Below are 14,729 nucleotides of genomic sequence, written 5' to 3'. Positions count from 1 at the left end.
TCAGGGGCGGGTCGCTTCAACATGACCCAGTGAATCAAAAACCCCCGGCAAATGCCAGGGGTTTGTCAGCAGTCTGAAGGGCGGCTCACGGGCCGCCCTTTTCCTTTGTGTGTTGACGAGCTTTACTTCGCGTTCGGGTTCGGCATCCAGGCCGGCATGGCGACGTCGGCATGGGCAAACTGCGGCAGTTTGGCCGACAGGTCTTCCATGTTCTTGATGTCCTTGTCGATCAGCTCCTTCTGGGTGATCAGCGTTGGCGGCACGATGACGTTGTGGCCGGGGTCTTCGCCGGCGAGGAGCTGCGCCAGCGCGCGCACGGAGACCTGACCGACGACGGCCGGGTTGGTGGCGGCGGTGGCGGCCCAGGCGCTGTCGGGTTCGCGCATCGCTGCGATATCGGAGGTCGAGATATCGGCCGAGTAGATCTTGATGCCCTTGTTCAGCCCCGCCTCGTCGACGGCGATCTTCACACCCTTGGCGAATTCGTCATAGGGGGCGAACATCACCTTGATGTCGGGGTGAGCCGAAAGCACCGAACGCGCCTGATTGGCAACGGAATTGGCGATCGGGTTGTCGAGCGTGCCGAACATGGCGACTTCCTTGATGCCCGCATATTTCTTCTTCATGTCAACCCAGGTCTCGTTGCGGCGGTCGAGCGGCGCGATGCCGGCGACATAGACATAGCCGGCGTTCCAGCTCTCGCCATTGTCCTTGACCGCCTGCTCGAGCGCGAGCCGGGCAAGATCCTTGTCCGACTGTTCGATCTGCGGGATCTTGGGGTTTTCGACATTGACGTCGAAGGCCACCACCTTGATGCCGGCGTCGACCGCGCGCTGGGCGGCGTCCTTCATCGATTCCGTCAGGCCGTGCTGGATGATGATGCCCTGCACGCCGAGCGCGATCGCCTGGTCGACCATGTCCGACTGGAGGGCGGCGTCCTGGCGGCTGTCGAGCACGCGCAGGTCGATGCCGAGCGCCTTGGATTGCGCCTCGACGCCCGAGAGATAGGCCTGGAAGAAATCGCCGGTCGAGAGATAGCGTACCAGCGCGATCTTGACGCCGGGCTTGTCGAACGGCGCCGGCTTATCCGCGGCGAAAGCCGGGACCTGCATCAGCATAGTTGCGCCGGCCAGTCCGAGCGCCACCTTCCCCAGAAGTCTTCTTGTGATATTCACCTTGTTTCCTCCACTTTTGTTGAACCCAAAATACCGTCCGGCCGAAACTATCTCCTGCCCCTGCCCGAAAGCGCAAAGGTGAAGACAAGGGCGACGACCAGAACCACGCCCTTGACGAAATCCTGCGTATAGTAGGGAGCGTTCATCATGGTCAGGCCTTGCAGCAGGATGCCGACGAACAGCGCGCCGATGGCGGTGCCGAAGGCGTTCGGCTTGGCGGCGCCAAGCACCGCGTAGCCGATCAGCGCCGCGGCGACGGCATCGAGCAGAAGATTATTACCCGAGGCGATGTCACCGCGTCCAAGCCGTGCGGCGAGCAAAATGCCGCCGATCGAGGCAAAAACACCCGAAATAACGTAGGCCCAGATCTTGTATGCCTTGACAGGCGCACCGGCGAGTTCGGCGGCGCGCTCATTGGAGCCGACGGCGTACATCATGCGGCCGAAACGGGTGTATTCGAGGAAGAACCAGATCAGCAGCGCGAGGACCAACAGCACGACCACCGACACCGGAATGAGGTTCGGGATGAAGAAATCGAATCGGTGGCGGCCAAGCGCCAGGAAGGCGTCGCCGAACTTGCCGTTGGCGACAGAACCATCCGGCATGGTCATGCCGGTGGCGATCGAGCGGCCCTCGGTCGGGATGCGCTGCAGGCCGACCAGCAGGAACATAATGCCGAGCGTCGCCAGGAGATCGGGCACGCGCATGTAGACGATCAGCCAGCCATTGATGAGCCCGACGATGGCGCCGATCAGCAGGCAGACGATGACCGCCACGACCGCGTTCTGTTCCAGCACGACCATGACATAGGCGGCCGCCATCATGGCCGAGGTGGCGACCGAGCCGATCGAGAGATCGAAACCGCCGACGACCAGCGTGGCGGTGACGCCGAGCGCCAGCACGCCGGTGATGGCGACTGACTGAAAGATGAAGACGGCACTCTGCGGTGATACGAACCCATCGGCGGCAATCGCGAAATAGGCGACGAGCCCGACCAGCAGGACGATGAAACCATAGCGGATGGCATAGTCTCGAAGCGTCATTCGGCGCATCCCGACGCCGCTGTCCTGTTTACCCGATCCGAACCCATACTCTCTCCATCCCAATTCCATCGGCCGCCCGCTCAGGCAGCGCTGTGCAGTTGTCCGCCGGCGACCTCGGCCAGCAGGCGGTCGAGGTCCACATCGGCGTTGCGGTGTTCGCCGACGATCGTGTGTTCCGACATCACCAGGATGCGGTCCGCCGTCTCCAGCGCCTCGTCGATTTCGGTAACGAACAGCAACGTCGCGCGGCCGTTCGCGCTCGCCCGTAGCTTGGCGGCGATGTCGCGCCTGGCCGAAATGTCGACGCCCTGAAACGGCTCGTCGAGGATGAACAGCGCGGCATTCTGCGCCATCCAGCGGGCGACCATCACCTTCTGCTGGTTGCCGCCAGACAATGCCGACATCTCGTCCTTCTCGGAGCGGCAGACGATGCCCAGTTCCTCGATCTGCCGGCGCGCGACGGTGCGTTCGAGGCGGCGCTTGAGCACGCTGAAAGTCGACATGCGCCTGTGGAACGGCAGGCTGACATTGCGCTCGATGTTGAAGCCGCCGACGATGCCGCTGGTGGCGCGGTCCTTGGCAACGAGGAACACACCGGCGGCGATCGCGTCGCCCGCCGAGCGCGGTGCATAAGGCTTGCCGTTCATCGTCATGGTGCCGGCGAGCGGCCGGCGCACGCCGAACAGCGTTTCGGCGAGTGCCGTCTTGCCGACGCCGACGAGGCCGGTGATGGCGACCACCTCGCCATCGCCAAGCGTCAGCGAAATCGGCCTGGCGCCCTGCCCGATGCGAAGGCCTGCGACGGTCAGCACCGCCTTGGCGGAACTCCTGGCAATGATCCGGTCGAGATGGATCTTGCGGCCGAGCATGGCGTTGACCGCGCCTTCATAATCGAGCGGTTTAGTGTCGAAGACCCCTGAAATGACGCCGTCGCGCATCGAGACGATGCGGTCGGCGAGCCGCCTGATATCCGACATGCGATGCGAGATATAGAGGATCGCCACGCCCTGCTCGCGCAGCCGGTCGACCAGCGCGAACAGCCGGTCGGCTTCAGCACTTGAGAGCGATGAGGTCGGTTCGTCAAGGATCAGCACTTTGGGCTGATGCGCAAGCGCGCGGGCAATCGCCACCATCTGGCGATCGGCCAGCGACAGATCGTTGACGCGGGCCTTGAGATCGATGGCCAGTCCCATGCGGTCGGCGACCGCTTTGGCCTCGCGGCGCACGCGGGCAGGATTGAACAGGGTCGGCGCGCCTTTGCCGCTCAGCCTGTCCAGGGTCAGGTTGGTGGCGACATCGAGGTCGGCGACCACGCCGTCATTGATGTTCTGGTGGACGGTAACGACGCCGGCGCGGATTGCTTCCGCCGGCGTGTTCGGCGCGAAATCCTGCCCGGCAAGCGTCATGGTGCCACCGCCACGCTCGTAGACGCCGCTGATGATCTTGACGAGGGTGGATTTGCCGGCGCCATTGGCGCCCATCAGCACGGTGACCTCGCCGGAATGCAGCTCGAGCGAGATGCCGCCAAGCACCTCGTTGCGGCCAAAGGATTTCCTCAGTCCCTCCACGCGGAACACGGCATTGCCGATCATGCGTTCCTCCCTGACCGTGACGCTATGGTCAATGTCGGCAATTGTCAACACGATTGACAATTGCCAGACAGCTTCCTAGCTTGGCCCCGCCGCCAAGGCTCCCCTATGATGGGAGCAAATAAGCGGGAGGGAGAAGAATGACTGGAAAATTGCCGTTCGAAGCATTGTCTGTGGAGATGCTTTCGACGCGCCTCGGCACGAACGAGGCGCTGTGCGCGAAAATCGGCAAGGACGCGACACAATGGAAGGTGCGCGAAGTCGGCGACGGCAATCTGAACCTCGTCTTCGTCGTCGAGGGCGCCAGTGGTACCGCCGTGGTCAAGCAGGCCCTGCCTTATGTCCGCCTGGTCGGCGACAGCTGGCCGCTGCCGCTGAAGCGTTCCTTCTTCGAATATCACGCGCTGACCCGGCAGGAGGCGCGCGCGCCGGGCTCGGTGCCGGCAATCCATCATTTCGATGAAGCCCAGGCGCTGATCATCATGGAATATCTGTCGCCGCACATCATTCTGCGGCGGGCACTGATCGAAGGCCGGCAGTTGCCGAACATCGCCAGGGACATCGGCGTGTTCATGGCCCGCACGCTGTTTCGCGGCTCCGATCTGTCGATGACAGCCAGGGATCGCAAGGCCGATCTGGCGCTGTTCGCCGACAATGTCGAACTTTGTGACATCACCGAGAACCTGGTGTTCTCGGACCCCTATTTCGATGCGAAGATGAACAGGCATACCAGCCCGCAACTCGACGCCGTGGTTGCCGAACTGCGCGCCGACCGCGACCTCAAAGTCGAGGCGCAGCGGCTGAAGCATATTTTCGCCTCCAATGCCGAGACGCTGTTGCATGGCGACCTGCATTCCGGCTCGATCATGGTCACCGACACGGAAACCCGGATGATCGATCCGGAGTTCGCCTTCTATGGCCCGATGGCCTTTGATGTCGGCATGCTGCTCGCAAATTTCTGGATGTCGTTCTTCTCACAGCGTGGGCATGAGCAACAGGGCAAGCGCGATGCCATGCGCGCCTACCTGCTCGATGTCATCGTCGAGACATGGGCGGTGTTCCGCGCCGAATTCTCGCATCTGTGGCGCACCGAGCGCACCGGCATGCTCTACCAGAAGAGCCTGTTCGAGGATCAGGGCGACAGGCTCGGCGCCGAGCAGGCGCTCGACCATGTGCTGCACCAGATCTGGACGGACCTGCTCGGCTTTGCCGGCATCGAGGTGCACCGGCGCATCCTCGGCCTCGCCCACAATGCCGATTTCGAAACCATTGCCGATGAAGACCTGCGCGCCAGTTGTGAAGCCAAGGCGCTGAAATTCGGCCGTCACATCGCCGTCAACCGGCGCCAGATCCACAGCATCGACGAGGTCAACTATTTGGCCGCGCTGATCGAACAGGAGAGCGGAATTTGAACGTCGGCGACCGCCACTACCGGACAATCTGGCTGAGCGATGACGGGCGTTCGGTCGATATCATCGACCAGCGCTGGCTGCCGCATGATTTCCGCATCGAGACGATCGGTACCGTTTCCGGCATCGCCACCGCCATCCGCGACATGTGGGTGCGCGGCGCACCGCTGATCGGCGTCACCGCCGCCTATGGCGTTGCCATGCAGATGACGGATGATCCATCCGACGCGGCGCTCGACGCCGTGTGGGAGACGCTGCACGAGACGCGCCCGACGGCGATCAATCTGCGCTGGGCGCTCGACGAGATGCGGCGCTTCCTCCGCCCGCTGCCAACAGAACAACGTGCCGCGGCCGCCTATCGGCGCGCCAGCGAGATCGCCGACGAGGACGTCGGGCTGAACCGCGCCATCGGCGAAAACGGACTTGCCATCATCAAGGCGATCGCCGCGCGCAAGCAGCCCGGCGAGACAGTCAATATCCTGACCCACTGCAATGCCGGCTGGCTGGCGACCGTCGACTATGGCACTGCCACCGCGCCGATCTATCTGGCGACCGAGGCGGGCATTCCCGTCCACGTCTATGTCGACGAGACGCGGCCGCGCAACCAGGGCGCCCAGCTGACCGCATGGGAGATGGCAGGCCACGGCGTGCCGCACACGCTCATCGTCGACAATGCCGGTGGTCACCTGATGCAGCGTGGCGAGATCGACATGGTCATCGTCGGCACCGACCGCACCACCGCCGACGGCGATGTGTGCAACAAGATCGGCACTTATCTGAAAGCACTGGCCGCCGCCGACAATGACGTGCCGTTCTATGTCGCGCTGCCGTCGCCCACCATCGACTGGACGGTGCATGACGGGCTCAAGGAGATCCCGATCGAGCAGCGCTCGGCCGACGAGGTTTCGCTGGTCTGGGGCAAGACCGCCGGCGGCGAAATCGCCCAGGTGCGCGTCTCCCCGGAGGCGACGCCCGCGGCAAACCCTGCCTTCGACGTGACACCGGCGAGGCTGGTCACCGGTCTGATCACCGAACGCGGCGTCGCCAAGGCCTCGCGCGACGGCCTGAAGGCGATGTTCCCCGAGCGCGCCTAACAGCTTCGAGTATCCAGTAACCCCTGGCCAGGCGCCTAATAGAGCGGCCTGACCAGGTGCCGCGGCATCGGCCATTGTGCCGTGATGCCGGGCTGTACCGGTCGTTCGAGATAGGTCGACAGCACCACATAGCTGCGTGTGGAGGTGACGCCCGGCGTATCGTAAAGGCGTGACAGAAGTCCTTCCAGCGCCCGCGTGTCCTCGGTGCGGACCTTGAGGAGCACGCATGTGTCCCCGGCGACCGTGTGGATCTCCTCGACCTCGGGATATTCGGAGACCGCCATCAGTTCCGGGGTCTTGCCCCAGCCCCTGGTGTCGATGTGGACGAAGGCGAGCAGCGGCTTCCTTACCGCATTGGGGTCGATGATGGCGGCGGTGTTGCGGATGGCGCCGCTGCGCCGAAGCCGCTTGACGCGCTCGTGGGCAGCCGGAGGCGAAAGGCCGACGCGATCGCCGAGTTCGGCATAGCTGACGGTCGCATCATCGACCAGCACGCCTAATATTTTTCGGTCGATTGCATCGATATCCCGGGCCGTTGGCCTGTTCTGCGGAATGCCATTTGTTTCTTCATCCATGGAGAGAATTCCCGATTGCAGCTGAATGAAATACAGCCATTATGGTGATATGTCGAACAGCAATCAAGCAGCAGCTCTAACCGCAAACGTCCGGCCGCCCATCCCGGCTCTCGCTTATCTGTTGACCGGGTGCATCGCGGTGATCGGCTCGAACTCGCTGGTTCTCGGGCCGATAGCCCCTGCTGTCGCGGTGTCGTTCGGAACCAGCGTCCCTGCCGTCATGGTGGCGGCGGCAGCGTTTGGCCTCGGAACCTCGGCAAGCGCCCTGTTCCTGGCACGCTATATCGACCGGCTCGGTGCCCGCCGGATGCTGCAGGGGGCATTGCTGCTGCTGGCGATAGCCCTTGTGGCCAGCGCGGCGGCACCGACGGTGCTGATGCTGGTCGCGGCCCAACTGCTCGCCGGCATCGCCGCCGGCGTCGCCATGCCGGCCATTTATTCCAGCTCCGCGGCCATCGCGCCACCTGGCCGCGAAAGCGGGACCATCGGTGTCGTGCTGACCGGATGGACGCTCAGCATGGTGGCCGGGGTCTCCTTGTCGGCCGTGCTTGCTGATCTCGTGCATTGGCGCGCCGTTTTTGCCGCCGTCGCGCTGCTCGCGATCCTCGCGCTGGCAAGCCTTGCGATGACGTCGCTGAGCGACGCCAGGAAGACTGGCCCGGCACCAACGCCGCTGGCGGCGTTGAGCATTCCCGGCATCGTGCCGCTGCTCATCGCCTGCGCGGCCTTCATGACCGCCTTCTACGGCGTCTACGGCTATCTCGGCGATCACCTGCACAGCGGGCTGGGCAAGCCGGTGAGCGCCAGTGGGTGGGCCGCGCTCGCCTATGGCATCGGCTTCGGCGCGGCCGCTCTCCTCGACGGCGTGATCGATCGCCTGGGTGCCCGCCGCGTCATGCCGTTCGCCTATCTTCTCGTTGCCGTCGTCTATGTGGCCATCGCCGCGACAAGCAACAGCTTCGGGCTGACCCTGACCATGGTGGCGGTGTGGGGACTTGCCAACCATTTCGGACTGAACGTCCTGGTGACCCGCCTGTCGGCACTCGATCCCTCGCGGCGCGGCACGATCATGGGCCTGAACAGCGCGGTGACCTACCTGGCGGTCTTTGTCGGCACCACCGGTTTCGGTCCACTCTATTCCAATTTCGGCTTTGCCGTCTGCGCGATGGTCGCGGCGCTGCTGATGCTGGTTGCGGCTTCCGCCGCGGCATGGCGCCAGACTGGCCAAATAGACGTGATGGGCCACCGGCGTCCGCACGGTTGACAGCGGCACCCCTGCCCTTTCATACAAAGCGCGTTAATGTTCTCAGGGCGGGGTGAAAGTCCCCACCGGCGGTAAGGACTCTCAGTTACGCACGATTCCTTTCCGAAAACCGGTTTCCGGTTTTCAGGGGCATGCGCGAGACCCAAGCCCGCGAGCGCTTTCCAAGATTGGAAAGGTCAGCAGATCCGGTGTGATTCCGGAGCCGACGGTCACAGTCCGGATGAAAGAGAACGAAACGGAAAACGGACCGCCCAAGCGGCCGGCTTCCGTATCGTGCGTCCTGATTCTGGTTCGAAACGGAAGGATGGACCCATGAATCAGCATTCCCACAAAGACTATGAAACACGCGTCGCCGTTGTCAGGGCGCGCTGGCACGCCGATATCGTCGACCAGTGTGTCGCCGCCTTCGAGGCGGAACTTGCCGCGCTCGGCGACGGGCGCTTTGCCGTCGAAATCTTCGACGTGCCCGGCGCCTATGAAATCCCGCTGCATGCCAAGACGCTGGCGGCGACCGGCCGCTATGCCGCGATCCTCGGCACGGCATTCGTCGTCAATGGTGGTATCTACCGGCATGAGTTCGTCGCTGGCGCCGTTATCGACGGCATGATGAACGTGCAGTTGTCGACCGGCGTGCCGGTGCTTTCGGCGGTGCTGACGCCGCACAACTACCACGACAGCGCCGAGCATCACCGCTTCTTCTTCGAACACTTCACCGTCAAGGGAAAGGAAGCGGCGAACGCCTGCGTGCAGATCCTCGCCGCTCGGGAAAAGATCGCGGCATGACGGCGGCGGCTCAGGCCATGAGCCGCCCTTCCCTCGGCTACGGGGCAATAAACTTCCGATGCCGTGGCAATCGGCGATGTCCTTGCCTCGTCACCGCCCGATCCGATGCTCGGACGCGGCAAGCGTTGAGCGGGTCAGTGATTACCAAACGCTGACCCGTTCTGACGTTTTGCAACTGGTCTGACGCAAGGCCGCGTCGCCCATCCTGGGATCTGCACCCCAGGTGCCGGCGGGACGCGGCCCTGCCGATGCCCGCCTACAGCTTCAGATCGAAACTGACCTTGAAGGCATGCCCCTGGCGTCCTTGGCGATCGGCACGCTCAAGCTGCACCGGCAGATTGTCGAGAACATCGAAAAGCGCGATCCGGCAGCCACCAGCAAACTTCTGATCGAGCTGCTGGACGGAGCGGAAGCGGACGTGCGGCGTTCCCTCGCGGCCAGGCTTGGCAGACAGAAATAAGCCGGCACTGCCGCGCACACTCAGCACTGGTCGTCCCGGCCCGAAGCCTCTTTCACCCCACGCCGACACCGCCTTCCATCCGTCAGGCGGGGCGGTCAAAGGGAGCCGGCCTTTATCGCTGCGCTGTAACAACATTTGCGGCCGGGATGGTCCGGGGCGGTTGCGGTCGCGCGGAAATCCGGCCAGAAACATCGGCGGGCTGGACGATGCGCGGACAGCCCGCAACCAAAGGCTTGAAAACAGATACGGGAGACTATTCGTTGGCTCGCATCACACTGAGACAATTGCTCGATCACGCCGCCGAATACGGCTATGGCGTGCCGGCCTTCAACATGAACAACATGGAGCAGGGCCTCGCCATAATGGAGGCGGCGGAAGAGACCAAGTCGCCCGTCATCCTGCAGGCGAGCCGCGGCGCGCGCGCCTATGCCAATGACGTCGTGCTGGCCAAGCTGATCGACGCGCTGGTCGAGATCCATCCCGACATCCCGGTCTGCATGCATCTCGACCATGGCAACAACGAAGCCACCTGCGTCACGGCGATCCAGTACGGCTTCACCTCGGTGATGATGGACGGCTCGCTCAAGGAAGACGGCAAGTCGCCCGCCGACTACGCCTACAATTCCGGCATCACGCGCCGCGTCGTCGACATGGCGCATTGGGGCGGCGTTTCGGTGGAAGGCGAAATCGGCGTGCTCGGTTCGCTGGAGAGCGGCGGCGGCGAGCAGGAAGACGGCCATGGCGTCGAGGGCGCGATCAGCCACGACCAGTTGCTGACCGATCCGGTGCAGGCCGAACAGTTCGTGCGCGACACCCATGTCGATGCGCTGGCGGTCGCCATGGGCACCAGCCATGGCGCCTACAAATTCTCGCGCAAGCCCGACGGTGCTGTGCTGGCGATGAACGTTATCGAGGAAATCCACCGCCGCCTGCCCAACATGCATCTGGTCATGCACGGCTCGTCCTCGGTGCCGGAAGACCTGCAGGAGATCATCAACAAATATGGCGGCCAGATGAAGCCGACCTGGGGCGTGCCGGTGGAAGAGATCCAGCGCGGCATCAAGCACGGCGTGCGCAAGATCAACATCGACACCGACAACCGCATGGCGCTGACCGGCGCGATCCGCAAGGTGCTGACCGAGAACCCCAGCGAGTTCGACCCGCGCAAGTACCTGACGCCGGCCATGGCGGCGATGAGGAAGCTCTGCAAGGAGCGCTTCGAGCAGTTCGGCACCGCCGGCAATGCGCCCAAGATCAAGCCGATCCCGCTGTCGGACATGGCCAAGCGCTACAAGTCGGGTAGCCTCGATCCGAAATTCGGCTGAACGGCCGGCTGCTGGAGCGGTTCAGCGTTTGACGCGCCGAACCGCTCTTCGTTTTTCACGCACTTGCCGGGATCCTGCGAGGCCCGCCGTGCAGGGCGCCAGGGCAATCGGTGATCTCGAGCGGTATGACTATACCGGCGGCGTCGATCGCATTCTGCAGGATCCCCAGCCGCTTGGCGACCTCGCACTGGGCCAGGCCGCCGACGTGATGAAGCCCACGTGGCACGTACGGCGGCAGTTCGGCTGGAACTTCGAGCGTCAAAAAAGGTTTTTAACATCGACACTTCAGCGTCGCGGCGCGCGCGGCAAGGAAGGAGCACGTCATGAGCAAGGATCGCGGCAGGGAAGGACCCGTCTTTTCCGGACAGGACGCAAGGCAGGGCGAAATCATCCTGCGCACGCGCACTCACCGCATCATCTTCGTCGCCGGCCTGATCGGCATCGTTGTGCTGGGATTGGTGCTGGCTTTGGCCGTCCGATGACCGGCGTGCCCCGTCTCGACTCGAGGGTGCGACGCATTGCGCCATAAGAAATCGCCAGCGCCGGGCGGTGCTGAAGGCCTGGGGGACAAGGGCGGAGCACGAAAACAATGTTCGAGCCGCTTTGCTGCGATATGCCGGTTCATCCGACTTGGCCCGATCTCGTCGCGCGCCTCCTGTTTGTGCTGCTGGCAGGTTTCCTCATTGGCCTGAACAGGGAAGCGCGCGGCCACACCGCCGGGCTTCGCACGACCATCCTGGTCGGCCTTGCGGCCGCGGTTGCCATGATCCAAGCCAACATGCTGCTTGATACGATGGGCAAAGGGGCGGACTCCTTCGCCCGCATGGATGTCCTGCGTTTTCCGCTTGGCGTGCTGACCGGTGTCGGCTTCATTGGCGGCGGCGCCATCCTTCGGCGCGGCGATCTTGTGACCGGCGTCACCACCGCCGCCAGCATGTGGATCATGACCGTGATCGGGCTTGCGTTTGGCGGCGGCCAGTTCGGCCTTGGCGCGATCGCAACGCTGCTGACGATGGTAACGCTCCAGGCGTTGAAATGGATCGACCTCAAGATTCCGCGCGACCATCATGCGATCCTGTCGGTCTCCTCGGCGAAATCCTCACCGCCCGACCTTCGGGAAATGGTGCGGCCGCTTGGCTACGACGCACGTCTTTCCACGATGGAGCATGACTCCGGCCGCGGCCGCTTCGTGTACTCCTTCAACCTCGAGTGGAAGCAACCCGAGGCGGCGGAAACGTCAACGGAAATCCTGGCGGTGGTCGGCCGGCACTGCGAGATCGAGCGATTTGAGCTGGTCGGCGAGAAGTCGCCCTGAATGACGGAAGCGTTGCGGTCTCACTTCCGCGCTACCAGGAACTCGATTCCCACGCTGCCATCCAGGTGAAACGCCACCGCCCGAGCGGAACGTTCCGGTACGGAGTGCAAGCGAGTGCGGCCTGACCGTGTTGCTCCGCAAGCGGACGCCCCGATGCCAGTCATTCGAAGGAAACAGATCCTACTGCAAAATCCGCGCGGCAGGCGGTACGGAGTGGTTATGGGCGATGCCGGCGTCGGCATCGCCCTCGCTGAGCGAACGGTCGAGGCCGGTCGCCACCACCGAAACCCTGAAGCGGCCTTCCATGCTCTTGTCGAAGATCGCGCCGACGATGATGTCGGCGTCTTCGTAGACCTCCTCGCGGATACGGGTGGCGGCCTCGTCGACCTCGAACAGGGTCATGTCCCTGCCGCCCGATATCGACACCAGGACGCCTTTCGCGCCCTTCATCGACATCTCGTCAAGCAGCGGATTGGCGATCGCGGCTTCGGCCGCCTTCATCGCCCGGTTCTCGCCGGACGCCTCGCCGGTCCCCATCATGGCGCGGCCCATGCCGCGCATGACCGACTTGACGTCGGCGAAGTCGAGATTGATCAGGCCTTCCTTGACGATGAGATCGGTGATGCAGCTGACGCCGGAATAGAGCACCCGGTCGGCGATGACGAAGGCATCGGCGAAGGTGGTCTTGGCATCGGCGATGCGGAACAGGTTCTGGTTCGGGATCACGATCACCGTGTCGGCGCTTTCGCGCAGCCGCTCGATGCCCTCCTCGGCCATCTGCATGCGGCGCCTGCCCTCGAAGGTAAAGGGCTTGGTGACGACGCCCACGGTCAGGATGCCGGCCTTGCGCGCCGCCTGGGCGATGATCGGCGCAGCACCGGTGCCGGTGCCGCCGCCCATGCCAGCGGTGACGAAACACATATGCGTGCCGGCCAGATGGTCCATGATCTCGTCGAGCGATTCCTCCGCGGCGGCGCGGCCGATCTCGGGCAGCGAGCCGGCGCCCAAGCCTTCGGTGACATGCGCGCCAAGCTGGATCAGCCGCGTCGCCTTCGACATGGTCAGCGCCTGGGCATCGGTGTTGGCGGCGATGAATTCAGTTCCCTGAAGCTGTTCGGCGATCATGTTGTTGATAGCATTGCCGCCGCCACCGCCAACGCCGATGACGGTGATCTTGGGCCTCATCTCGGAGATTTCCGGCTTCTTGAACTCGGCCATGCTGCTTCTCCTTCGCCAATTGCGCGCGCTTCACGACCCACCCGCAGACTGCCTGTAAGACATTGCGATCGAGCGGCATGACGCGAATCAGTCCGTTCGGATGGGTGCCCCAAAAAGCCAGAGAGCGGCCGGACGTGCAAGAGCGCGAAAGGTCAAGATTTGTGATGAAGGGGCCGACCATGCGCGGCAGGCTGTCCGGTCCCTGGCGAACGCATGCGATCCGATTGCTTTTCAGGACGCCTTGCGCTCCGGAACCTGGCTGGTCGCCCGTTCCTCAGATGGAAATGATAGATCGGGTCAAGCAGGTAGGCCGCCGGCAGATATTCTTCGGCGAGATAGCGAAACACATCCGGGCCATGGATATTGTTGTAGAGCACGTTGGGCGCGGCCGTGCCGGCAGAGAAACGAGTTGGCTTGCCGCGCAGCGATTGAAGCGTCTATCATGTGGCGACAAACCGCTGGGTTCGGCGCTTTCGCCGTGCCCGGCCCGATCGGGACTGTCCACGGCAGATGTCGTCGGGGTAGATTTCAGAACGAATGAAGTAGCGCCCCCCGCCCATGGCCGACAGAACACAATTCGGGTTGACCGCCGTCGACACCGTCCCGTTGCATGAGAAGGTCTATCTGGAGCTTGTGCGGGCCCTGATGTCGGGCCAGTTCACGCCCGGGCAGAAGCTCACCTCGCGCAAGCTCGCCAAGGAACTCGGCACCAGCGACATGCCGGTGCGCAGCGCCTTCATGCGGCTGCAGGCGCTGCGGGCGCTGAGCCCGATGCCGAACGGCAGTGTCGAGGTGCCGGCGATCTCCGCCGACCGGTTCTCGCAACTGACCGTCGTGCGCACGATCCTCGAAGGCTCGGCGACCGAACTCGCGACAAAACGCATCAACGGCAACAATCTTCGGGCAATCCGGCGCCACAGCCTGGAATTGACCCTGGCGGCGCGCGAAGGCGATATCGACGACTATCTCAGGAAGAACTACGCCTTCAAATTCTCGATCTATCGCCATTGCGGCAACGAGCAGATGATCTTCCTGATAGAGACCGTCTGGATGCAGGTTGGCCCCTTCCTCCGGAATCTCGCCATGGGGTTCGAGGACGATCTCTCCTCCATCCTCGACATCGACTATCACGAGGAAGTCGTCGCCGCGATCGAGGCGCAGGATGGGGCACGAGCCCGCGCGGCCATCGTCCGCGACATCGAGGAGGGCGCCGCGCACATCCTCCAGCAGGCCAGATTTCCGGACGCTGGAAGCTAGGATTACCCGGCGATCCAAAGCCTAGGCGTGGCTGCCGCGGCCGATCAAGCACGTCGAATGTCCCTTGGCTTTCGGCCCTCTTGCCTCTATGTTGCGATCGCAGATCGCGAAATTGGTTTTGAAATGCCTCCCGATATCCCAGCTAGTGACTTGAAAAAATAAGGAAAAGCATCCGGCGGCGACCGGATATGCTTTTTGAAAACTCACTAGCATTTTTATCCG

General features: G+C 63.5%; 14 protein-coding genes and 1 riboswitch. Of the genes, 8 read left to right on the top strand and 6 right to left on the bottom strand.

What is annotated here, in order from left to right; genetic code table 11:
* Nucleotides 1-122 precede the first annotated feature (122 nt).
* The 3 genes from FJ938_RS19970 to FJ938_RS19960 all read right to left on the bottom strand — a co-directional run bounded on the left by FJ938_RS19970 (nucleotide 123) and on the right by FJ938_RS19960 (nucleotide 3,810).
* Nucleotides 123-1,175, bottom strand: a complete 1,053-nt coding sequence (locus FJ938_RS19970) for a substrate-binding domain-containing protein (protein ID WP_140696582.1) — start codon at nucleotides 1,173-1,175, stop codon at nucleotides 123-125.
* A gap of 47 nt (nucleotides 1,176-1,222) precedes the next feature.
* A complete protein-coding gene (locus FJ938_RS19965; protein WP_140696579.1) occupies nucleotides 1,223-2,218 on the bottom strand; it encodes an ABC transporter permease in 996 nt (331 codons plus the stop codon).
* Nucleotides 2,219-2,298: 80 nt separating this feature from the next.
* Nucleotides 2,299-3,810, bottom strand: coding sequence for a sugar ABC transporter ATP-binding protein (locus FJ938_RS19960; RefSeq protein WP_140696576.1), 1,512 nt, complete (start codon nucleotides 3,808-3,810; stop codon nucleotides 2,299-2,301).
* Between the two features lie 137 nt (nucleotides 3,811-3,947).
* Between FJ938_RS19960 and mtnK the strand changes: the two genes are divergently transcribed.
* The gene (gene mtnK / locus FJ938_RS19955) at nucleotides 3,948-5,219 is read left to right on the top strand and encodes an S-methyl-5-thioribose kinase (RefSeq protein ID WP_140696574.1); all 1,272 of its coding nucleotides are present in this window, start codon (nucleotides 3,948-3,950) and stop codon (nucleotides 5,217-5,219) included.
* Nucleotides 5,216-6,310 carry an S-methyl-5-thioribose-1-phosphate isomerase gene (gene mtnA / locus FJ938_RS19950; protein WP_140696571.1) on the top strand — a complete coding sequence of 365 codons (1,095 nt, stop codon included), beginning with the start codon at nucleotides 5,216-5,218 and terminating at the stop codon, nucleotides 6,308-6,310. The genes mtnK and mtnA overlap by 4 nt, the downstream gene beginning before the upstream one ends.
* A gap of 35 nt (nucleotides 6,311-6,345) precedes the next feature.
* Here the strand turns inward: mtnA and FJ938_RS19945 are convergent, their stop codons facing one another.
* Nucleotides 6,346-6,885, bottom strand: coding sequence for an Lrp/AsnC family transcriptional regulator (locus FJ938_RS19945; RefSeq protein ID WP_140607349.1), 540 nt, complete (start codon nucleotides 6,883-6,885; stop codon nucleotides 6,346-6,348).
* A gap of 49 nt (nucleotides 6,886-6,934) precedes the next feature.
* Here FJ938_RS19945 and FJ938_RS19940 point away from each other — a divergent pair, with 49 nt between their 5' ends.
* Both FJ938_RS19940 and FJ938_RS19935 read left to right on the top strand, forming a co-directional pair.
* The gene (locus tag FJ938_RS19940; RefSeq protein ID WP_140696613.1) at nucleotides 6,935-8,149 is read left to right on the top strand and encodes an MFS transporter; all 1,215 of its coding nucleotides are present in this window, start codon (nucleotides 6,935-6,937) and stop codon (nucleotides 8,147-8,149) included.
* 34 nt (nucleotides 8,150-8,183) lie between these two features.
* A riboswitch (FMN riboswitch) is annotated at nucleotides 8,184-8,385 on the top strand.
* A gap of 76 nt (nucleotides 8,386-8,461) precedes the next feature.
* Nucleotides 8,462-8,932 (top strand): 6,7-dimethyl-8-ribityllumazine synthase, encoded by a 471-nt coding sequence (locus FJ938_RS19935; RefSeq protein ID WP_140696568.1) that lies wholly within the window; start codon nucleotides 8,462-8,464, stop codon nucleotides 8,930-8,932.
* A 256-nt stretch (nucleotides 8,933-9,188) separates the two neighbouring features.
* Here the strand turns inward: FJ938_RS19935 and FJ938_RS19930 are convergent, their stop codons facing one another.
* The gene (locus FJ938_RS19930; protein WP_140696565.1) at nucleotides 9,189-9,419 is read right to left on the bottom strand and encodes a hypothetical protein; all 231 of its coding nucleotides are present in this window, start codon (nucleotides 9,417-9,419) and stop codon (nucleotides 9,189-9,191) included.
* 233 nt (nucleotides 9,420-9,652) lie between these two features.
* On the opposite strand from FJ938_RS19930, the gene fba reads away from it, so the two are divergent.
* The 3 genes from fba to FJ938_RS19915 all read left to right on the top strand — a co-directional run bounded on the left by fba (nucleotide 9,653) and on the right by FJ938_RS19915 (nucleotide 12,032).
* Complete coding sequence (fba, locus tag FJ938_RS19925; RefSeq protein ID WP_140696563.1) at nucleotides 9,653-10,717, top strand: class II fructose-bisphosphate aldolase; 1,065 nt, start codon at nucleotides 9,653-9,655, stop codon at nucleotides 10,715-10,717.
* Between the two features lie 323 nt (nucleotides 10,718-11,040).
* Nucleotides 11,041-11,199, top strand: coding sequence for a peptide ABC transporter permease (locus FJ938_RS19920; RefSeq protein WP_140607354.1), 159 nt, complete (start codon nucleotides 11,041-11,043; stop codon nucleotides 11,197-11,199).
* Nucleotides 11,200-11,306: 107 nt separating this feature from the next.
* Entirely contained in the window at nucleotides 11,307-12,032 is a 726-nt protein-coding gene (locus tag FJ938_RS19915) for an MgtC/SapB family protein (protein WP_140607355.1), read from the top strand.
* A 180-nt stretch (nucleotides 12,033-12,212) separates the two neighbouring features.
* Here FJ938_RS19915 and ftsZ read toward each other — a convergent pair whose 3' ends face one another.
* Entirely contained in the window at nucleotides 12,213-13,250 is a 1,038-nt protein-coding gene (gene ftsZ, locus FJ938_RS19910) for a cell division protein FtsZ (protein ID WP_140696560.1), read from the bottom strand.
* 558 nt (nucleotides 13,251-13,808) lie between these two features.
* Between ftsZ and FJ938_RS19900 the strand changes: the two genes are divergently transcribed.
* Entirely contained in the window at nucleotides 13,809-14,507 is a 699-nt protein-coding gene (locus tag FJ938_RS19900; protein WP_140696558.1) for a GntR family transcriptional regulator, read from the top strand.
* Nucleotides 14,508-14,729: the final 222 nt, after the last annotated feature.

This window comes from Mesorhizobium sp. B2-4-14, from assembly GCF_006442155.1.
GTDB lineage: Bacteria > Pseudomonadota > Alphaproteobacteria > Rhizobiales > Rhizobiaceae > Mesorhizobium.
Note: the sequence above shows the minus strand (reverse complement) of the source record. Positions and strands in the feature narration are given on the sequence as shown.